The following is a 19,302-nucleotide window of genomic DNA, read 5'->3' as shown; positions in this document are numbered from 1 at the left end:
TTTTATCAAAATACAAAAAAAGAGGCGAAGGCCTCTTTTCTTGTCAATAGGAAATTGTGTTTGAAGACACTCAATTTGGCAATAATGGAAGTTTTTGATCCTTTCTACTATAAATCGTCCTCGTCAAAATCTTCCTCTTCACTCATTCCCATATTGAACATAGAGCTGAACAGATCTCTAAACTGCAAGCCTGTGTCGAGGAGTTTCTTGCTGAGTTGGGAGTATTCTGCAAGGCCATGTAAGGCAAATTCCATAAAGAATTCCTTCTCTTTTTCTGGAAGATTTTTGACCATACCAGTGACCACTGCTTCCAATCCAGGGACTTCATGAAGGGCTTTTTTGTATTCTTTGTCAGATTGGGAGGCTAGAATATCCAGTTCATTTCCTTCTCCAAACCAAGCCAATGGAATCACATATGGATTCCCTTCCTTGGATTTCTTCTTTTGTTCTGGGGAAGGGAAATAATTGACAAATTGACTTCGGATTGCTTTTCCAATCAAGTTATACGCGACTAATCCAGCTCCTTCTTGCTCACCCTCGTAGACGAGCTCCACTTTTCCTGTGATAGCAGGAATCACCCCAATTAAATCAGCAATTCGAACAACGGTATTTTCCTCCCCATTGAGGTAGAGCCTGCGTTCTGCTGCAGAAATCAGATTTTCATAAGCCGAAATAGTCAATCGGGCAGAAACCCCACTTTTTTCATCTACATATTCGGAACCACGAGCTTCGATGGCGATTTGCTCGATCAAATCCCGCATCAATTCCGGTACATGAATTTTATCTACAGGCTTACCTTCCAAATTGGCTTCCTGTGCAGTGATTTTTTTCCCGATTTCAATGCTTTTTGGATAGTGCGTGATGATCTGACTTTCGATTCTGTCTTTCAGAGGAGTCACGATGCTACCCCGGTTGGTGTAATCTTCCGGGTTGGCGGTAAAGACAAATTGAATATCCAAAGGCAACCGCAGCTTGAAACCTCGAATCTGAATGTCCCCTTCCTGCAAAATATTGAATAGAGCTACCTGAATTCTAGCCTGTAAATCTGGCAATTCGTTTATCACGAAGATGGATCGGTGAGAGCGAGGTACCAAACCATAATGAATAACACGCTCGTCATTGTAGCTAAGTTTTAATGTAGCCGCTTTGATTGGGTCCACGTCTCCGATTAGGTCAGCTACGGATACGTCGGGAGTAGCCAGTTTTTCTGTATAGCGATCATTTCTATGCCACCAAATAATAGGGGTATGATCCCCTTTTTCTTCAATCAGGTTTTTGGCGAAAGTGGACAATGGGTTTAGCGGGTCATCATTCAATTCAGATCCATAAACCACCGGCACATATTCATCCAGCAATTGGGTCATCATTCGGGCAATTCGGGTTTTGGCTTGTCCGCGAAGTCCGAGCAAATTGATATTGTGGCGTGATAAAATAGCTCGCTCAATATCCGGGATGACGGTATCTTCATAACCCCAGATTCCAGCAAAGACATTTTCCTTTTGTCTGATTTTTTGAATCAAATTATCCCGGAGCTCCTCTTTGATAGATTTGGGTTGATAGCCGGCCGCTTTCAGCTGACCAAGTGTTTTGATTTGGGTAAGTTCTTTTCCGCTTAGGTTTTGGTAGTCCATAAGGTATTAAAAGCGTTTAGTTCTATTTCGTCTGTAATCTTCAAAAATCAAATCTCCCAAACCTTTCAAGCTGCTATAGTAGGCATTTCCACTATTCACTTTGGTAAATTCCTTCACGAACTCTTTCAAATAAGGGTCCGAAGCAATCATGAATGTGGTCACAGGGATTTTCAGCTTTCGACATTGGGCGGCCAGTTTGAGTGTTTCATTCAAAATTTTGCTGTCAATGCCAAATGCGTTTTTGTAATATTTGATTCCCACTTTCAAGCAGGTGGGTTTCCCATCCGTGATCATAAAGATCTGCTTGTTGGGGTTTTTTCTTCGTCTCAATAAATCCATAGCCAATTCCAATCCTGCCACAGTATTGGTGTGATAGGGGCCTACTTGGAGATAGGGTAAATCTTTGATTTCGATCTGCCAGGCATCATTTCCAAAAACAATCACATCAAGCGTGTCTTTTGGATAGCGGGTTTTGATCAATTCAGCCAAAGCCATGGCTACTTTTTTGGCAGGGGTGATACGATCCTCTCCATATAAAATCATGGAGTGGGAAATATCGATCATCAACACCGTGGAAGTTTGGGAGCGATATTCTTGCTCGACTACCTCCAGATCATTTTCGGTAAATAAATAGTCTCCCGAAAGACCGTGATTAGCTTGGGCATTTCTCAGGGAATCAGTCAGAGCAATTTGATCTAAATTGTCACCGAATTCATAAGCCCTGCGATCACTTCCTCTTTCATCGCCAGGACCTGAATGGGTTGTTTTGTGCTGCCCTGATTTTCCCCGCTTGAGCTTGCCAAAGATTTCTTCCAAAGCAGATTTTCGAATGGTTTGCTCCGCTTTTCCGGTGATTTTGAACTCACCTTTTTGATTTTCTTCAGTTAGATAACCTTTGGATTTGAGGTCTTCGATGAAGTCCCCAATTCCATAATTTGGGTTGGTGAGATTATAGCGCTTATCAAGATTGCTCAACCAATTCAAAGCCTCTGCCACATCCCCACCCGTCATGGTCACGAGTTGCAGGAAAATATTCAGCAAATTCTCGAAGGTGTTTTTCTCCGGATCCTGAGGAGGTACGTAATGAGTGAACCGAAATCCTTTCATATTGGGTTTAACAAGTGGGAGCCTTGATGAGTTTATCTGAAAGGACAATTTATTCTAAAAATGAGAAACTATGAATTTGCAGTCGGCTTTGTCACAGGTGCTTTGATCATCTTTGTGACTTTGATTCAGCTGAATGTGGCTTTGCCCTTGATTTGGTTGTTGTTTATTGCCGGGCCTTTCTTGGTACTTTGGATGGTGTGGACAGTCTTGATTGCTCCAATTAAAATTGAGGAAACTTTCGAAGAACAGTGGTATCAAGACAGGCCGGATATGCGGAGAACTGAATAAAATCTTAATTTCGGCTTGATGAGTTCAGCCGATCAGCATAATGCTATACTTAAAAAAATTGCCCGCCAGCTGGGCTTTGATTTTTGTGGGATTGCCAAAGCAGAATTTTTAGAAGAAGAGGCTCCCCGATTAGAAGAGTGGCTGAATCGAAACTATCAGGGACAGATGTCCTATTTGGCTAATCACTTTGATAAGCGACTGGATCCAACTAAACTCGTTCCTGGGGCTAAAACAGTGGTTTCCCTGATTTACAATTATTATCCTGAAAAAAAACTCCCGGAAAATTCCGAATCCATCAAACTTGCCAAATATGCCTATGGAGAGGATTACCATTTGGTGATCAAGGAAAAGCTGAAGACATTTTTGGAAATGCTCCGAGAGCAGATAGGTGAAATCGACGGGCGGGTTTTTGTGGATTCTGCACCCGTTATGGAGCGGCAATGGGCCCAAAAGGCCGGTTTGGGTTGGATTGGGAAAAACAGCCTCTTGCTCAACCGAAAGATGGGAAGTTTTTTCTTTTTGGCGGAGTTGATTATCGATCTGGAAGCGACTCCTGACACCCCTTTGGCGAAAGACTACTGTGGCACTTGTACCGCCTGCATCGATGCATGTCCGACGGATGCCATTGTGCAGCCTGGAGTGGTAGATGGATCTCGATGCATTTCCTATTTGACCATCGAATTGAAGGAAGCTATTCCAAATGAATTCAAGGGTCAACTAGAAAACTGGGCTTTTGGCTGCGATATCTGTCAGGATGTTTGCCCATGGAATCGTTTTTCAAAACCCCATCATGAACCTGCTTTTTTGCCTCATCCAGACCTAGAAGGGTTTACCAATCAGGACTGGATTGAGATGACAGAGGAAACCTTCCGCAAAGTATTTAAAAAATCAGCCGTCAAGCGTACCAAATTTGCCGGACTGAAAAGAAATATCGAATTTATTAAGTCAAACAAATCCTAAGCTCATGCCCCGTAATTCGAGTCTGAAGCAGTTTCAAAAGATTTTTAAATCAAAGAAGAAAAAGAAACCTGCTCACAAAGTGGGTTTACCTCCTGCAGCATTGGTTTTCACGGGAGACCAAAAGCAAGAAGAGGTGTATATCAATCTGATCACTTATGACGAGGTGGATTTTTATGAGGAAAAGGTAAAACTCTCGCAGATAGAGGAGCATTTAAAGCTTCAAAAGAAGGGGGTTTGGATTGATGTCATCGGCCTGCATGATGTCGAATTATTGGAACAGATTGGACATTTGTTTGGAATCCATAAGTTGACACTGGAGGATATCCTCAATGTGAATCAGCGGCCTAAAATGGAGGTCTTTGAGGAGTATATTTTTACCACTTTAAAAATGATTCAATGCGCTAGCCCCGAGTCTCCTGTGGTGGATGAACAGGTGAGTTTTATTTTGAAAAATAATGTACTAATCACCTTTCAGGAAAAGAGTGGGGATGTTTTTCAGTTTGTTAGGGATCGCTTGATGGATCCTCAAAGAGCGATTCGAAAGCGAGGGACCGATTACTTGCTGTATGCCTTATTTGATGCGGTAGTGGATAATTACTTTGTGGTGATGGAAAATATAGGGGAGCGTATCGAGAATTTGGAATCTCAGGCCATGCTTGAGCCCGATAGTGAGACCCTAAATTCCCTTTATCTTCAGCGAAGAGAAATGATGGATTTGCGAAGGTCGGTATACCCGCTTCGGGAGGTGATTGGATCCTTTGATAAATATGCGGAGCATAAAATTTCCCCTGAGGTCCGGCCATTTATCCGTGACTTGTATGAAAATACCATTCAAGTAATCGAAACCATGGAAGTATTTCGGGACATGTCTTCCGGGGTTTTGGACCTCTACATGAATAGCCTTTCCAATCGCATGAATAATGTGATGAAAGTATTGACTGTAATTTCCACCATTTTCATTCCCATGACCTTTGTGGCAGGTGTTTACGGAATGAATTTTCGGCACATGCCAGAGCTCAATTGGGAATACGGATATTTCGGGACCCTTGGGTTGATGGGTTTAATGGCCCTTGCTATGATTATTTATTTTTTGAGGAAAAAATGGCTTTAGAATGCCTTTAAGCTAATATCCATACTGCTTACAGAATGGGTTAAAGCTCCCATGGAGATATAATCTACTCCGCATTCGGCCACGGCTGCTAGGGTGTCTTCTGTAATTCCTCCTGATGCTTCAATGCTCATTTTTCCATCGATCAGTTCGACAGCTTTTCGCATGGTCTCATAGTCCATGTTGTCGAGCATGATATAATCAACACCTCCTACTTCCAATACTTCTGCGACCTCATCTAGGTTTCGGGTTTCCACTTCAATTTTTAAATCAAGCTGGTTTTCCTGAAGGTATCGTTGGGTATTTCGGATGGCATTTTTGATGCCTCCTGCAAAATCTACGTGGTTATCCTTCAGCATGATCATGTCATAAAGTGCAAATCGATGGTTGACACCCCCTCCGATAAGTACGGCCCATTTTTCCATCAATCGGAAATTAGGAGTAGTCTTCCGGGTATCCATCAAGCGAGCCTTGGTGTGAAGGATTTTTTGGGTTAGTCGGTGAGTTTTAGTGGCAATTCCACTCATACGCTGCATGCAGTTCAAGACTAAACGTTCTGAGGAAAGAATGGAAGCTGCAGGTCCTTTTACCTCTAATCCAATGTCTCCGAATTTTACCGAATCCCCATCCTTTTTGAACAAAGTGACTTCCAAACGAGGATCGAAGCTTTTAAAAATTCGCTCCGCCAATTCCACCCCGGCTAGAATTCCATCACCTTTGATTAAAAGTCGAGCCTGCCCTTGCGTATCCGGTGAGAATGCCGATAGGGAAGAATAATCTCCCGGGCCGATGTCCTCAGCAAAGGCTGCTTGGATAAAGGCATCAAGGGCTGAATCAGTCAAATAGGATGGTTTCATGCCACAAAAATAGGCATCTTGGAAGGTTTACGGTTCCTTTTTTTCAAAAATCCCTTAGGCCTTGACAAAGCCTAAGCTGTAAACCTCAATTTGTGAGTTTTGCTGATTGATTTTGATAAAAACCTTGTAACTGGTCTGACCGCTCTGATATTCTCCTATGTATGAGCTCAAACTAGGATTGTTTTCACTTCTAAAAACGACCTGAAAACTAACCGGAGGGTTCTTTTTGAAAAAGTCTCGCAACACTAATTCGGCCTGGTTTTTTGAGAAATCTCCTTGCTGTCCATTGATGTTGAGGGAAATGCTATTTCCGAAATAGCGAGCCAATTCACTGCTCGATCCCGAATCGATTGCCAGGATTACCGGATCGATAGAATCAACGTTCTTGGTTGCTTCTACAGGAGAAACCAAAAAAGTGAGAAAGAAAAGAAATAGTTTAAATCCAGTCATCGGCCCTCGAATAGACAAATACTAAGCCAAAAAAAGCTGTACAACCCTGAATTTTTGTCCTCTATGAAAAAAAGTGAATCTCAAGTAAAGAAGTGGCTTGTCCCCGTCAATGGTTAGAAAAGTAATATATTTGCGACATGGAAAAGAATGTACTTTTAATGATTTTGGATGGCTGGGGAATTGCAACCAATCCGGCCGTGTCTGCCATTGACAAAGCCAAAACACCTTTTGTAGATAGCCTCTACGAAAAATACCCACATGCTACTTTGGAGGCTTCGGGTCTCGCAGTGGGTCTGCCGGAAGGCCAAATGGGAAATTCAGAGGTTGGTCACATGAATATTGGGGCGGGTAGAGTAGTCTATCAAGACCTCGTAAAAATCAATCAGGCAGTTGAAAATGGAGAACTAAATCAGCATCCTATTCTTGCTGAAGCATTTGAAAAAGTAAAATCAAACAAGAAAAAAGCACACTTTATCGGCTTGGTTTCCGATGGAGGTGTTCATGCTCATATCAATCATTTAAAGGGCCTTTGTGATGCGGCTCATTTCCATGGAGTAGAGAATGTTTTTGTGCATGCATTTACTGATGGACGTGATACTGATCCCAAAAGTGGAGCCGGATTTTTGGCAGAGTTGGAAGAGCACATGGCTAAATCAACTGGTCAAATTGCCTCTGTGGTAGGTCGCTATTATGCGATGGACCGCGACAATCGTTGGGAGCGGGTAAAGTTGGCCTATGATGCCTTGGTGCATGGAGAGGGCGAAAAGTCCAAAAATATTCAGGCAGCGATTAAGAAGTCGTACGAAAACAATGTGACGGACGAGTTTATCCGACCGATTATTCACGTGGGTGCCGACAATAAACCTTTGGCTACCATTGAAAATGGAGACATGGTGGTTTGCTTCAACTTCCGAACAGACCGAGGTCGGGAAATCACACAGGTTCTCACCCAGCGAGATTTTGAGGATTTCAATATGAAGAAGTTGGATTTGGATTACATTACTTTCACCAATTATGATGACACCTTCAAAGGGGTGAAAGTCTTGTTTGAAAAAGACAACTTGAGTAATACACTTGGAGAAGTTTTAGCGAAAGCCCACAAAAAACAAATCCGAATTGCCGAAACTGAAAAATATCCACACGTGACCTTTTTCTTTTCCGGAGGTCGCGAAAAGGAATTTGAAGGTGAAAGCCGAATTCTTTGTCCTTCCCCCAAGGTAGCTACCTACGATCTCAAGCCTGAAATGAGTGCCTATGAGATCGCTTCCAAAATCAATCCCGAACTCAAGAAAAAGTCAGCGAATTTCATTTGCCTCAATTTTGCTAACGCGGACATGGTAGGCCATACCGGAGACTTTGAAGCAGCGGTGAAGGCCTGTGAGGCAGTGGATGAATGTGCAAAAAGTGTCATTGAGACTGCACTTGATAATGACTACACTATAATCGTCATTGCAGATCATGGTAATTCAGATGTCATGATCAACGAGGACGGCACACCAAATACGGCTCACACGACGAATTTGGTACCCTTTATCATGGTTGACAAGCACGACCGATTCACACTAAAAAATGGAAAACTAGGGGATTTGGCACCTACAATTCTGAAATTGATGGGTGTGGAGATTCCTAAAGAAATGACCGGAAATATTCTGATAAGCTGATGAAAATCAACCTATTACTTCTTTTCGGAGCCTTTTTGTTTCTATTTTCTTCCTGCGAAAATGCACCCGGTATTGCCAAGCCCGGGAAATTAGATCCTTTGCCCTATTATGATGTCAGCGGGTTTATCGATTCAGAGATTGGCAAAATGAATGGGGAAAAGGTCATCAAATCCACCCGCATCAATGGGAAGGAAGAAAGTGTGGAAGTCACACTCTCCCAAGAAGAATGGCGAGAGGAATTAGATGCTTTTTTTCGGGCAGATATCAATAAGCCTTCTTTGGTGAGCTCCTATACCACCGAGCTGCAAGGCGATATTTTGATTCATCGCCTGAAACCTGGCTCAAAAAATTCGGTGCAGGAAATCCGCGTAAGGATCATAGATGACAGACCTATCTGGTTGACCTTCAAGATCGCGAAGGAAAGTATGTTTTATACTTCCTATGTTCTGGGAGAAGTTTATTTGAATCAGCGATCTCAAAAAATCGATCATTATTCCATTGAAACCACACAGAAGATCTGGTTTTTGAGTGCTAATAATATGCGGATCAAAGGGGCGGTTTCACCTTGATTAGTTTTCTGAAATAAAGAAAAACGCCGGTCAAAATCTGACCGGCGTTTTTTTATTTGTTGAAAAGCGGAGGTCGCTTGGCCTGCCAATCTGTATTTTTCTGGATATAGTCTCCTAACATAACCAATTTATCTTCCTCAAAGAGATTTCCAAGTAAGGTGATGGAAGTTGGGCTTCCGCCTCCATTAAATCCATTTGGTAGGCAAAGAGCAGGATGTCCGGTGAGGTTGGTGATTTGTAATTGCTGTCCACCATAGCTCGGGGTCACGATGACATCGTAATCCTTCATTAAGTCATGCATTTCCTGGATCAAAACACTTCGCTGACGAGCTAAATTCACATATTCTACGGCAGGGATAAAGCGTGCAGCACGGAAAAGATTTGGCCAGGCATTTCGATTTTGAGCGACCAATTCATCATCCCATCCTAAGCGGGTAAGTTCGTCAAACGCTGCGGCACCCTCTACCATCAGCATCATAGTCATGGGACCAGCAGAAACGGAAGTTTGAAGCTCTACGGGGTGCAATTCAAATCCTTCATTTTCTAAGAATTCCAAAACTTTTCGATCATTTTCTGAGCTTCTATTTCCTTCAAAAAAGGACTTGAAATAGCCGATTTTAAGACTTTTGGGATCCTTTTCTGCGGAATAATTGAAAGCAGCTTCGATTGTACTTGGATCTTTTTCATCCTTTCCATTTAAGATGGATAGCACAATAGCATTATCCAAAGCAGAACGGGAGATAGGACCGATTTTGTCCATAGACCAGCTCAAAGCCATCGCGCCATGTTTGCTGACACGACCATAAGTAGGTCGAAGTCCCGTTACGCCGTTTCGGGTACTTGGAGAGACGATAGAACCCAAGGTTTCAGTTCCTATTGCAAAAGGTACCAAACCTGCACTGACTGCAGAGGCAGACCCAGCCGATGATCCACTCGATCCCTGCTCCAAATTCCAAGGATTTTTGGTTACTCCTCCGTACCATACGTCACCCATAGCTAAAGCTCCGAGGGTAAATTTGCCAACCAAAACAGCTCCTGCTTCATCCAATTTTTCTACAATCTGAGCTGTTTCATCAATTTCTTGATCCTTGTAGGGAGCAGCTCCCCAGGTCGTTTTTGTTCCTTTTACCGCCAACAGGTCCTTGATCCCATAGGGAATTCCATGCAAAGGCCCTCGATAGCGTCCTGAAGCCAACTCGGCATCCATGAGTCGAGCTTTTGCAAGCGCATCTTCTTCCATCAAGGTGATCAAACATTGCAGGGTGTCGGAATAGGTTTTGATTCGATCCAAATAAATCTGGGTCAGCCGCTCACTGCTCAATTGACCATTTCGGATCAGGACTGCCAATTCATGAACAGGGGTGTAAGCAATATCCACATCGCTAGTCGGAAGGGTAACTGATTCAGCCAATCCAAAGTCCACTGGCATTTGACGGGTTTCAGGCTGGTAACCGATCGGGAGCGGATTGAATACCAAAGCCGGAGCAATGGAATTGTCCAACTTGTACTCTCGAGAAGATTCAAGGTTTGACAACTGAGTTTCAAGGCGGGAAATCATACTGTCTTTTTCTGCAGGAGAAAAGCTCAGTCCGATAATTCCAGCAGCGCTGTCAATAGTCTGAGGGTTGATTTCCCCAGCTAGTTTTCCAAAGGTAAAGCCCAAGGTCAGGGTAGAAATCATCCCCAAAGCCACAAACAAGGCAGAATGTCTTTTATTTTTTCGTTCCATAGGATAGTTTTACTATACTGCACAAACAAGCATCGTTCGAAGGTGTTTATTTAGCTGTAAAAATTCAAACCGTTCATGGATCAAAAAGCCCAATTTCCAATTTTCCCCATGCATTTTCGGGGGCTTCTTTTGTTAGCGGGAATGTATACCGTGGCATGGTCAGCTTTTTTCAAATGGTTTGGGCCGGAATTGGTCGCTTGGTTAGCCATTAGCCCAGGTCAATCTTTCGATGTTCCTGCAGAGTGGTATGGAAATTTAGGGATAGTCGTTGGCTTGGTGCTTTTTGTATCAGCTTTTTATCCTGTAAGTTGGGTTTATATGATTTTAGCAGGGATAACTGGAAAAGTCATCTTGGCGATTTGGTTTTCGTTGGGTTTTCTTCCTGAAATCGGCTGGAACAAGCGGACAGGGTTTCATTTGATAGTCAATGAATTACTTTGGTTGATTCCATTGATTTTGATTTTTCTTCGAGGCTTGCAAGTCAAGGAATACCTGAGAAAACAGGAAGAATAATAGGAATCCTTATTCCTTTGTTTTTGATCGAAATCTGCTAATCACTGTCTTATTTGGCCGATGGGCAGGGGATTTTTTGTAACTTCATCGACTCATTTTGATGCAAAAAAACCATGACTCAAAAACAACCTCATAAACTTTTCCTGCTCGATGCCATGGCCTTGATTTATCGGGCGCATTTTGCATTTAGCAAAAATCCACGCATCAATTCCAAAGGATTGAATACCGGCGTAATGTTGGGATTTACTAACACGCTGTTGGAAGTTTTGAACAAGGAAAAGCCATCCCATATTGCAGTAGCTTTTGATACCTCGGCTCCTACATTTCGGCATGAACAATATGAGCCCTACAAAGCCAACCGACAGGAGCAACCCGAGGATATCACAGTGGGTACGCCATGGGTTAAAGAAATTGTGAAAGCATTCAATATTCCATTACTGGAAATGGATGGTTTCGAGGCTGATGATATCATTGGGACGATCGCAAAAAAAGCTGAAAAAGAATCCTTTACCGTCTATATGATGACTCCGGATAAGGATTATGGGCAGTTGGTAGATGACCATATTTTCTTGTATAAGCCAGCATTTATGGGCAATGGTGTGGAAGTGATGGGGCCCAAGGAAGTTTGTGCAAAATGGGACATAGAGCATGTGGATCAGGTCCGGGATATTCTCGGATTGATGGGGGATACAGTAGATAATATTCCGGGAATCCCAGGGATCGGAGCCAAAACAGCGACCAAATTGCTGAAGGAATTTGGAAGTGTAGAGGAGCTAGTAAAAAACACAGATCAGCTCAAAGGAAAGCAGAAGGAAAATGTAGAAAACTTCGCTGAGCAAGGGCTACTTTCCAAGGAATTGGCTACTATCAAAACCGATGTTCCCGTGGATTTTGTGGAAGAGGAACTTCGTTATGATGGATTTGATGAGGAAAAATTGCGAGCCATTTTCAATGAGTTGGAGTTCCGAACCCTAGCCAACCGGGTATTTAAGGAAGAGGGCAAAAAAGCCGTCATCCAACAAAACGAGCAATTGGGACTTTTTGGAGATAGCAAAGCAGCGCCTGAGCTGGAATTTGAGGAGGAAAGTGTCAATCCTTCTTCCCCGGTAGTTTTGGAAACTATCGATAGTCGTTTTCACCATTATCACAAAGTGAAGGGAAAGGATGCGATCGAAAACTTGGTCGAATATCTGATGCTTCAAAAATCAGTATGCTTTGATACTGAGACAACTTCTTTGAATGCCATGGAGGCGGAATTGGTTGGGCTATCTTTTTCCTATTTGAGCGGAGAAGCATATTACATTCCCTGTCCTGCGGATCAGAAGGAAACCCATAAAATCCTCGATATCCTAAAGCCATTTTTTGAAAATGAGAAAATCCTCAAGATTGGCCAGAATATCAAATACGATTTGTTGGTCCTTCGAAATTATGGAATTGAAGTTCGGGGGAAACTCTATGACACCATGCTTGCCCATTATTTGATTGAGCCGGAAGGAAAGCATTCCATGGATTATTTGGCGGAGCAATACCTGAATTATAAGCCGGTTTCCATCACGGAATTGATCGGCAAAAAGGGCAAGGGTCAGAGAAATATGCGGGATGTGGACGAGGATACCGTGACCGCATATGCCTCTGAAGATGCAGATATTACCTTGAGGCTGAAGGAAAAATTCGATCCAATCCTCAAGCAGAATGAGCTTGAAAAACTATTCTATGAGGTAGAAAACCCACTTATTCCTGTCCTCACTGATATGGAGTTTGAAGGGGTGCGAATAGATACTCATAGTTTGGCCGAACTATCCAAATCTTTAGATGAAGAAAGCAAAGAGATCGAGAAGCGGGTTTATGAATTGGCTGGAGTTCGATTCAATTTGGCCTCTCCAAAGCAGTTGGGAGATGTGCTTTTTGAAAAGCTCAAATTAGATCCTAAGGCGAAAAAGACTAAAACCGGTCAATATGCAACAGGAGAAGAGATCTTGAGCAAACTGGCCAATGAGCATGAAATTGCTCAGGCTATTTTGGATTATCGGCAGATGGTTAAGTTGAAGTCTACCTATGTAGATGCACTACCGACCATGATTAACCCGAAGACAGGACGGATCCATACTACCTACAATCAGTTTGTGGCTGCTACAGGTCGATTGTCTTCCATCAATCCCAACTTGCAGAACATCCCTATTCGTACGGATCGAGGAAAGGAAATTCGTAAAGCTTTTGTCCCTCGGGATGAAAAGCATGTCCTCTTTGCAGCGGATTATTCTCAGATAGAATTGCGGATTATGGCGGCTTTTTCCAAGGATGAATCCATGATAGAAGCCTTCAAAAATGGACGGGATATTCACTCCACTACGGCAGCCAAAATCTTCCAAGTTCCCCTAGATAAGGTGACTGCAGATATGCGAAGAAAGGCTAAGACAGCCAATTTTGGGATTATCTATGGGATTTCTGCTTTTGGACTTTCACAGCGACTTTCCATTCCAAGAGGGGAAGCCAAAGATATAATCGATGCTTATTTCAAGGAGTTTCCGGCTGTCAAAGCTTACATGGATGGAGTCATCGAAAAAGCTCGGAAAGACGAGTATGTGGAGACTATTCTTGGGCGCCGTCGATATCTACGGGATATTAATAGTAGAAACCAAACGATGCGTGGATTTGCGGAGCGAAATGCAATCAATGCCCCAATCCAAGGCTCAGCAGCTGATTTGATTAAAGTTGCTATGATTCATGTGCATGATTGGATGAAAAAGGAAAAACTGAAGTCTAAGATGATCCTTCAAGTCCATGATGAACTGGTGTTTGATGCCCATAAGCATGAAGTGGATATTCTTCGCAAACATATCCCTGAGCTGATGGCATCAGCCATTAAATTGGATGTGCCAATCGAAGTCGAAGTGGGTGTTGGAAATGATTGGTTAGAAGCGCATTAAGAATGGCAAAAATTAAAACCGCTTTTTTCTGCCAGAATTGTGGAGCCCAAAGTCCTAAATGGCAAGGGAAATGTCCCGCTTGTGGGCAGTGGAATACCTATGTGGAAGAGGTAATTCAAAAAGAGGAAGGAGGAAAAGGAACCTGGAAGCAAAGTACCGGAAATAAAAAAGCCGCTACTCCTCAAAAAATCACAGAGGTCAATTATGAAGAACAGCCACGTTGGGTTACCGGCGATGCTGAACTGGATCGAGTTCTAGGTGGAGGGATTGTACCTGGTTCATTGGTGCTCATTGGTGGTGAACCGGGAATAGGGAAGTCTACCCTAATGCTTCAGATAGCACTGACTCTGAAAGGGAAAACAGTTCTTTATGTATCGGGAGAGGAATCGGAAGCCCAAATAAAAATGCGTGCGGATCGAATGGCCGCTCAAAATCCCGATTGTTTTGTTCTCTCCGAAACCAATACCCAACAAATATTTCAGCAGGTAGAATTACTTAAGCCCGATTTTTTGGTAATTGATTCGATTCAGACGCTTAATAGTCAGTATGTGGAATCGGCCGCAGGGTCTGTTTCTCAGGTAAGAGAATGTACGGCAGAACTGATGAAATTCGCCAAGGAAACGGGAACGCCTGTTTTTTTGATTGGGCATGTCACCAAGGACGGGACAATTGCCGGTCCGAAGGTATTGGAGCACATGGTGGATACTGTTTTGCAATTTGAAGGAGATCGACATTTGACCTATCGGATTTTACGAACTTCCAAAAACCGTTTTGGATCCACTCATGAATTGGGAATTTATGAAATGCGGGTAGATGGGCTCAGAATGGTAGCAAATCCTTCTGAAATTCTTCTTACCCAACGGGAGGAAGTATTGAATGGAGTGGCGATTGGAGCCATGATGGAAGGAAATCGTCCTTTATTAATCGAGATACAATCGCTTGTCAGTCCGGCCACTTATGGTACTCCTCAGCGAAGCAGTACGGGACATGATGCAAAGCGCCTGAATATGTTGCTGGCAGTTTTGGAAAAGCGTGGAGGCATGCGCTTGGGAAATCAGGATGTGTTTTTGAATGTGGCTGGAGGAATGCGAGTAGATGATCCGGGGCTTGACTTGGCTGTTTGCGCCAGTTTGATTTCCAGTTATGAAGATACTCCTGTTTCAGAAAAGATATGTTTTGCTGGGGAAGTAGGTTTGGGAGGTGAAGTTCGTGCGGTTTCCCGAATTGAAAACAGAATTTCCGAAGCCGAAAAGTTAGGTTTTGCTAAAATCGTGGTATCCAAATATGCTGTCAAAGGCCTGGATTTGAAAAAATATAAGATTCAGGTTTTACAGGTAAGTAAACTGGAAGAAATGTACCAGTTGATTTTTTGATTAGCGTTTTTCAATTTTAATTGCAAGAAAATCAGAGTTTTACCTTCCAAAACTCCTGCAAATTTTTTATTTTACTTAATCTGAAATCTGTTTAAACTATAACCAGTGTGCCATGAAACACTTTGCATATTTCGTTTTGATCCTCTTTTCTTTTTCCTGTGCTCAGAAAACTGAGCATTCAGAAATCGAAACTTCTCCAGTTCCTATGATTGATGTTCAAGCTGAATTGGGTGCAATAGAGGAAACTAGAGCTGCTTTTCAATTAGCCATCAAGGAGAAAAGGTATGGAGATCTTGCTCAGTATTCAACCGATGATTTCATAGGAGTTTCCCCGGGTAGTGTAGAGTGGTTGGAGTATAAGAAAGAACGGGAACAGAAATTAGGCATGTTCAGCTATGATAGTATTCGAATGCGTCCCGAAGAGACCGTGATAGTCAGCGATTCAGTGGCTTATGATTATGGAACTAGCTCGGTTTACTACACCAATTCTAAAGGAGAATCTGTGGAGTTATTCGATACTTTTTTGGTAATTCTCAAAAAAGATAAAAAGAGTGGGGCTTGGAAAATTCATCGAGAAGTTGCCTCTTCGATTATTGAGTAATTAAACCTTAGCTTTCCAAAAGAGCAGTTTTTGAGGATTTATAAGAACTAAGTGCTCAATTAGTTTAACTTTGGTAAAGACGGTTCACGCTTATACAATGGCGGGCCCGTTTCTGCAAATGAATAAAGTCCAGCATAAACTCAATCAGTTATCCGCGACAGCAATTTGCGGAAACGATATCAGCTCCTCTGTATTGTATGTTTCTGCGCTTGCAATTGCATTTGCGGGACAATATGCTTGGGTTACGCTCCTGATTGTTTCTGTGGTATTATTTCTTTTTAGAAAAATCTACGGAGAAGTTGTGGGCGCCTTGCCCTTGAATGGTGGAGCTTATAATGCCCTTCTCAATACCACGAGCAAGTCCACGGCTTCCTTCGCTGCAACTCTGACAATTTTGTCCTACATGGCAACGGCGGTAATTTCTGCCAATGAAGCCATTCACTATTTACATCATTTGATTCCTGCAATGCCTATCATTCCAATGACCTTGGTCCTGTTGGGCATTTTCGCCTTGTTGACAATAGGAGGGATTTCAGAATCAGCCAAAGTAGCAATAGGGATTTTCATTTTTCATTTAGGTTCTTTGACGATTTTGAGTGGGTTTATTCTGTATTTTCTTTTCCAGAATGGATTTGGGACTTTATTTGACAATTGGCAGATGCCGCTTTCCGGTGGATCTATTTACACAGCCATCTTTTTAGGTTTTGCCGCTTCTATGTTGGGGGTATCTGGTTTTGAAAGCTCGGCAAATTTTGTCGAGGAGCAAGAGAAAGGAGTCTTTCCCAAAACCCTTCGGAATATGTGGGCCATTGTCAGTGTCATTAATCCCCTGATGGCCGTATTTGCTTTGGCTTTGTTTACCATTCCGGTCTTGCAAAGTGATGAATATCAAAATACCCTTTTGATAGAAATGGGTAAGCAGGTAGGAGGAGAAGGTCTTGCGATCATGGTTGCTTTAGATGCTTTTCTAGTGCTCAGTGGTGCGGTATTGACCAGTTTTGTGGGAGTGACAGGCTTGATAGAGCGGATGACTTTGGATAGGATTATGCCTCCGTTTTTCCTGAAGAAAAACAAAAGAGGAAGTTCATTCCGAATAATCATCATGTTTTTCTTGCTCAGTGCTTCGGTCTTATTGATCACGGAAGGAAATGTGAAGCTTCTGGCAGGGGTTTATACCATTTCCTTTCTGTCCGTGATGGCTCTTTTTGGGATAGGAAATATCCTGCTCAAAATCAGGAGAAATAAACTTCCCAGACCGGAGCGAGCATCTTGGTTTGCAGTATTGATTGCAATAAGTGCGGTCATCATTGCGCTTATTGGAAATATCATCATGCCTCCGAAAGAAGGCCTACCAAGTAACTTATCCGTATTTCTGTACTACTTTATCCCCTCCATCTTATTCATCATTGTGATGCTGAATAGGACAGTATTGTTGAAAGTCCTGCTCAAAGTCATCGATGCGATTTTTAACCCTGTTCAGCGCTATTTCAAGCGTTTGGATCGAAGAATTCTCCGAAATATCAATAAAATCAATTCCCAAGAGTTTGTCTTTTTCACTAAAGGCGATGATATCGCAACGTTGAATAAGGTCATGCTTTACATCAAGAAAAATGAGCATACGAGGAAGCTCAAAATTGTGATTGTAAAAAATGACCAAGTGAAAGTTCCGGAAAAATTGAAGGAAGAAATTGAGTTTTTGGATAAGGAATACCCTGAAATTAAAATCGAATTTTTGGTTGAAGAGGGGAATTTCTCTCCTGAATTGATCAATAGTTTTTCCGAAAAATGGAATATCCCGATCAACTTTATGTTCATTGGTTCTCCTGGGGATAAGTTTCCATACAAGATCGAAGAATTAGGAGGGGTTCGATTAATTATCTAATGGGTTTTTAAGCCTCGATTTTTGAGTTGGTAAAAAAATTTTTCTCCCCGACTGTAGTTTTTTGGTGCTTCTCTAGACTAACGGAGTAAAGATTCACCTAAAAGAAAATCCCATGAAAACTACAGAAAATCATCAGACTCAATTATTCAAAGGGGCAGGTTACCTCATCGGGGCCTTGATCACCTTTGTCTTGGGAATAAGCTTATTCATTTTCACCGAGAACTTTGTGATTGCGATTTCCTCATCACTTCCCATCGGTACTACCTTCGGGATTTTGATAGAGCAAAAATTTCAAAAGGAGGAAAACCATCTGAGTTTACAGAGAACCAAGCTGTTCACCGGACTCCTGCTTTTGGGTATCATCGTGTTTTTTGCAATCTTATTCCTGTAAGTCAGACGGCAACTAGCCGAATCCCTCATGCAGTCAGCAAAAGACATAGAAAAGGAATTCATTGCAAAAATCGAAAAGCATCAAGGCATACTTCATAAAGTATGCTTTGTCTATGCGAAGGATGCGGCAGATCGAAAGGACTTATATCAAGAAATGGTTCTTCAATTATGGAAGTCCTATCCCAATTTCCGTGGAAATGCTGCCTTCTCTACTTGGATGTACCGAGTAGCATTAAATACAGCCATTACTCAAACGAAAAGGCCAAAACTACTCACGGTAAATACCGAAATCCCTTCTCTTTTGGATGATGTGGAGGCCACAATGGATGCTTCTGAGGATGTCAAAATTCTCTATCGCGCTATTTCTCAACTAAACAAAATTGAGAAGGCTATTATCCTGCTTTGGCTGGATGAAAAATCCTATGAAGAAATTGCAGAGACTATCGGTATCAGTGTGAAAAATGTGAGTGTAAAGCTAGTTCGTATCAAAACCAAACTGGCTGACTTGATTCAAAAGCTTCAATAAAATGGAACCCATAGATTTAGAAAAGTATAGAGAAGCCTGGAAAAAGGATTCTTATTTACAGGAGAAGAAGCTGTCTGAGCAAGAAATTACCCAATTTGTCAGGTCTTCTTCCAAAAATATAAAGACGCAATTTAGGTCGGCTTTGATTCTTGATATCATCTTAAAATCACTGCTAGTCTTGGCCGTTTTTTTCCTTCTCCTTACACAAATAAAATCGGGGATTCCTATGACCCTTCTTTTGTTTCAAGTCATTCTGATCGGAGGAATGTTCATTCAGTTTCGAGCTCTGAAGAAGCTTTCCATGGTAGAATCAGGGTTTCAGATTGTCGAGAGCTTGAAGACAGTGATTGAATTTTATCACCGGGAATATTTGAAAACTATGTATGTGAGCGCATCTACTAGCACCATGGTGTTCTTAGTTGGCTCCTATTTCTATTTGATAAATAAGTATGGCGAAGTTCCAGCTTTCGATTGGGATGATTATCTGGTTTTTGGGGTTGGGGTTCTTTTGAGTTTTGGGATCAGTTTTTTTTCACAGAAGAAGTTCAATCAATTCAAAATCAATCAATTGGAAGAATGCTTGAATGATGCAGGGGAACTAGCAGTGAATGAATCATACATTCGAAATTACCAGACAGACCGGAAAATGTATCTTCTGATTTTTGGGATAGTTTTAATACTTGGGCTGGCCTTCTTTCTGTATTTAATTTTCAAATAAACCTTTAAGGCT

At 42.2% G+C, this 19,302-nt stretch carries 18 protein-coding genes; 13 read left to right on the top strand and 5 right to left on the bottom strand.

What is annotated here, in order from left to right; all coding sequences use genetic code 11:
- Positions 1-107: 107 nt before the first annotated feature.
- Together E4S40_RS04975 and E4S40_RS04970 are read right to left on the bottom strand one after the other, a co-directional pair.
- Positions 108-1,631 (bottom strand): P-loop NTPase family protein, encoded by a 1,524-nt coding sequence (locus E4S40_RS04975; RefSeq protein ID WP_135071797.1) that lies wholly within the window; start codon positions 1,629-1,631, stop codon positions 108-110.
- Between the two features lie 6 nt (positions 1,632-1,637).
- Positions 1,638-2,738, bottom strand: coding sequence for a vWA domain-containing protein (locus E4S40_RS04970; protein WP_135071796.1), 1,101 nt, complete (start codon positions 2,736-2,738; stop codon positions 1,638-1,640).
- A 60-nt stretch (positions 2,739-2,798) separates the two neighbouring features.
- On the opposite strand from E4S40_RS04970, the gene E4S40_RS04965 reads away from it, so the two are divergent.
- The 3 genes from E4S40_RS04965 to corA are packed head-to-tail and all read left to right on the top strand — an operon-like array spanning position 2,799 to position 5,097.
- Complete coding sequence (locus tag E4S40_RS04965; RefSeq protein WP_135071794.1) at positions 2,799-3,026, top strand: hypothetical protein; 228 nt, start codon at positions 2,799-2,801, stop codon at positions 3,024-3,026.
- Between the two features lie 18 nt (positions 3,027-3,044).
- Positions 3,045-3,986 (top strand): tRNA epoxyqueuosine(34) reductase QueG, encoded by a 942-nt coding sequence (gene queG, locus E4S40_RS04960; protein WP_135071792.1) that lies wholly within the window; start codon positions 3,045-3,047, stop codon positions 3,984-3,986.
- A gap of 4 nt (positions 3,987-3,990) precedes the next feature.
- Positions 3,991-5,097 carry a magnesium/cobalt transporter CorA gene (corA, locus tag E4S40_RS04955; protein ID WP_135071790.1) on the top strand — a complete coding sequence of 369 codons (1,107 nt, stop codon included), beginning with the start codon at positions 3,991-3,993 and terminating at the stop codon, positions 5,095-5,097.
- Here the strand turns inward: corA and nadC are convergent.
- Positions 5,094-5,951 carry a carboxylating nicotinate-nucleotide diphosphorylase gene (gene nadC, locus E4S40_RS04950; protein WP_135071788.1) on the bottom strand — a complete coding sequence of 286 codons (858 nt, stop codon included), beginning with the start codon at positions 5,949-5,951 and terminating at the stop codon, positions 5,094-5,096. The two genes, corA and nadC, sit on opposite strands and share 4 nt — an antisense overlap.
- A 54-nt stretch (positions 5,952-6,005) precedes the next feature.
- Positions 6,006-6,401, bottom strand: coding sequence for a DUF4783 domain-containing protein (locus E4S40_RS04945; protein ID WP_135071786.1), 396 nt, complete (start codon positions 6,399-6,401; stop codon positions 6,006-6,008).
- 137 nt (positions 6,402-6,538) lie between these two features.
- On the opposite strand from E4S40_RS04945, the gene gpmI reads away from it, so the two are divergent.
- Both gpmI and E4S40_RS04935 read left to right on the top strand, forming a co-directional pair.
- Positions 6,539-8,062 carry a 2,3-bisphosphoglycerate-independent phosphoglycerate mutase gene (gene gpmI, locus E4S40_RS04940; RefSeq protein WP_135071784.1) on the top strand — a complete coding sequence of 508 codons (1,524 nt, stop codon included), beginning with the start codon at positions 6,539-6,541 and terminating at the stop codon, positions 8,060-8,062.
- Entirely contained in the window at positions 8,062-8,631 is a 570-nt protein-coding gene (locus E4S40_RS04935) for a hypothetical protein (RefSeq protein ID WP_135071782.1), read from the top strand. The genes gpmI and E4S40_RS04935 overlap by 1 nt, the downstream gene beginning before the upstream one ends.
- Before the next feature lie 52 nt (positions 8,632-8,683).
- Here the strand turns inward: E4S40_RS04935 and E4S40_RS04930 are convergent, their stop codons facing one another.
- Positions 8,684-10,360 (bottom strand): amidase family protein, encoded by a 1,677-nt coding sequence (locus tag E4S40_RS04930; RefSeq protein ID WP_135071780.1) that lies wholly within the window; start codon positions 10,358-10,360, stop codon positions 8,684-8,686.
- A 75-nt stretch (positions 10,361-10,435) separates the two neighbouring features.
- On the opposite strand from E4S40_RS04930, the gene E4S40_RS04925 reads away from it, so the two are divergent.
- The 8 genes from E4S40_RS04925 to E4S40_RS04890 all read left to right on the top strand — a co-directional run bounded on the left by E4S40_RS04925 (position 10,436) and on the right by E4S40_RS04890 (position 19,290).
- Positions 10,436-10,873, top strand: coding sequence for a hypothetical protein (locus E4S40_RS04925; protein ID WP_135071779.1), 438 nt, complete (start codon positions 10,436-10,438; stop codon positions 10,871-10,873).
- 113 nt (positions 10,874-10,986) lie between these two features.
- Positions 10,987-13,800 (top strand): DNA polymerase I, encoded by a 2,814-nt coding sequence (polA, locus tag E4S40_RS04920; RefSeq protein ID WP_135071777.1) that lies wholly within the window; start codon positions 10,987-10,989, stop codon positions 13,798-13,800.
- 2 nt (positions 13,801-13,802) lie between these two features.
- Positions 13,803-15,173, top strand: a complete 1,371-nt coding sequence (radA, locus tag E4S40_RS04915; RefSeq protein WP_135071775.1) for a DNA repair protein RadA — start codon at positions 13,803-13,805, stop codon at positions 15,171-15,173.
- 112 nt (positions 15,174-15,285) lie between these two features.
- Complete coding sequence (locus E4S40_RS04910) at positions 15,286-15,774, top strand: YybH family protein (RefSeq protein WP_135071773.1); 489 nt, start codon at positions 15,286-15,288, stop codon at positions 15,772-15,774.
- Positions 15,775-15,892: 118 nt separating this feature from the next.
- A complete protein-coding gene (locus tag E4S40_RS04905) occupies positions 15,893-17,656 on the top strand; it encodes an APC family permease (protein ID WP_135071771.1) in 1,764 nt (587 codons plus the stop codon).
- Between the two features lie 112 nt (positions 17,657-17,768).
- Positions 17,769-18,047, top strand: coding sequence for a hypothetical protein (locus E4S40_RS04900; RefSeq protein ID WP_135071769.1), 279 nt, complete (start codon positions 17,769-17,771; stop codon positions 18,045-18,047).
- Positions 18,048-18,074: 27 nt separating this feature from the next.
- A complete protein-coding gene (locus E4S40_RS04895) occupies positions 18,075-18,572 on the top strand; it encodes an RNA polymerase sigma factor (RefSeq protein ID WP_135071767.1) in 498 nt (165 codons plus the stop codon).
- Position 18,573: 1 nt separating this feature from the next.
- Positions 18,574-19,290, top strand: coding sequence for a hypothetical protein (locus tag E4S40_RS04890; RefSeq protein ID WP_135071765.1), 717 nt, complete (start codon positions 18,574-18,576; stop codon positions 19,288-19,290).
- The last annotated feature ends 12 nt before the right edge of the window (positions 19,291-19,302 follow it).

This window comes from Algoriphagus kandeliae (genome assembly GCF_004571135.1).
Classification (GTDB): domain Bacteria; phylum Bacteroidota; class Bacteroidia; order Cytophagales; family Cyclobacteriaceae; genus Algoriphagus; species Algoriphagus kandeliae.
The sequence above is the reverse complement of the archived record's forward strand: the minus strand, read 5'-3'. Positions and strand labels throughout refer to the sequence as shown.

Coding starts and splice junctions, on each gene's coding strand:
- queG (WP_135071792.1), top strand. CDS start 3,045: ATGAGTTCAGCCGATCAGCATAATGCTATACTTAAAAAAATTGCCCGC.
- E4S40_RS04945 (WP_135071786.1), bottom strand. CDS start 6,401: ATGACTGGATTTAAACTATTTCTTTTCTTTCTCACTTTTTTGGTTTCT.
- radA (WP_135071775.1), top strand. CDS start 13,803: ATGGCAAAAATTAAAACCGCTTTTTTCTGCCAGAATTGTGGAGCCCAA.
- E4S40_RS04905 (WP_135071771.1), top strand. CDS start 15,893: ATGAATAAAGTCCAGCATAAACTCAATCAGTTATCCGCGACAGCAATT.
- corA (WP_135071790.1), top strand. CDS start 3,991: ATGCCCCGTAATTCGAGTCTGAAGCAGTTTCAAAAGATTTTTAAATCA.
- E4S40_RS04890 (WP_135071765.1), top strand. CDS start 18,574: ATGGAACCCATAGATTTAGAAAAGTATAGAGAAGCCTGGAAAAAGGAT.
- E4S40_RS04930 (WP_135071780.1), bottom strand. CDS start 10,360: ATGGAACGAAAAAATAAAAGACATTCTGCCTTGTTTGTGGCTTTGGGG.
- gpmI (WP_135071784.1), top strand. CDS start 6,539: ATGGAAAAGAATGTACTTTTAATGATTTTGGATGGCTGGGGAATTGCA.
- E4S40_RS04895 (WP_135071767.1), top strand. CDS start 18,075: ATGCAGTCAGCAAAAGACATAGAAAAGGAATTCATTGCAAAAATCGAA.
- E4S40_RS04935 (WP_135071782.1), top strand. CDS start 8,062: ATGAAAATCAACCTATTACTTCTTTTCGGAGCCTTTTTGTTTCTATTT.
- polA (WP_135071777.1), top strand. CDS start 10,987: ATGACTCAAAAACAACCTCATAAACTTTTCCTGCTCGATGCCATGGCC.
- E4S40_RS04925 (WP_135071779.1), top strand. CDS start 10,436: ATGGATCAAAAAGCCCAATTTCCAATTTTCCCCATGCATTTTCGGGGG.
- nadC (WP_135071788.1), bottom strand. CDS start 5,951: ATGAAACCATCCTATTTGACTGATTCAGCCCTTGATGCCTTTATCCAA.
- E4S40_RS04910 (WP_135071773.1), top strand. CDS start 15,286: ATGAAACACTTTGCATATTTCGTTTTGATCCTCTTTTCTTTTTCCTGT.
- E4S40_RS04970 (WP_135071796.1), bottom strand. CDS start 2,738: ATGAAAGGATTTCGGTTCACTCATTACGTACCTCCTCAGGATCCGGAG.
- E4S40_RS04975 (WP_135071797.1), bottom strand. CDS start 1,631: ATGGACTACCAAAACCTAAGCGGAAAAGAACTTACCCAAATCAAAACA.
- E4S40_RS04965 (WP_135071794.1), top strand. CDS start 2,799: ATGAGAAACTATGAATTTGCAGTCGGCTTTGTCACAGGTGCTTTGATC.
- E4S40_RS04900 (WP_135071769.1), top strand. CDS start 17,769: ATGAAAACTACAGAAAATCATCAGACTCAATTATTCAAAGGGGCAGGT.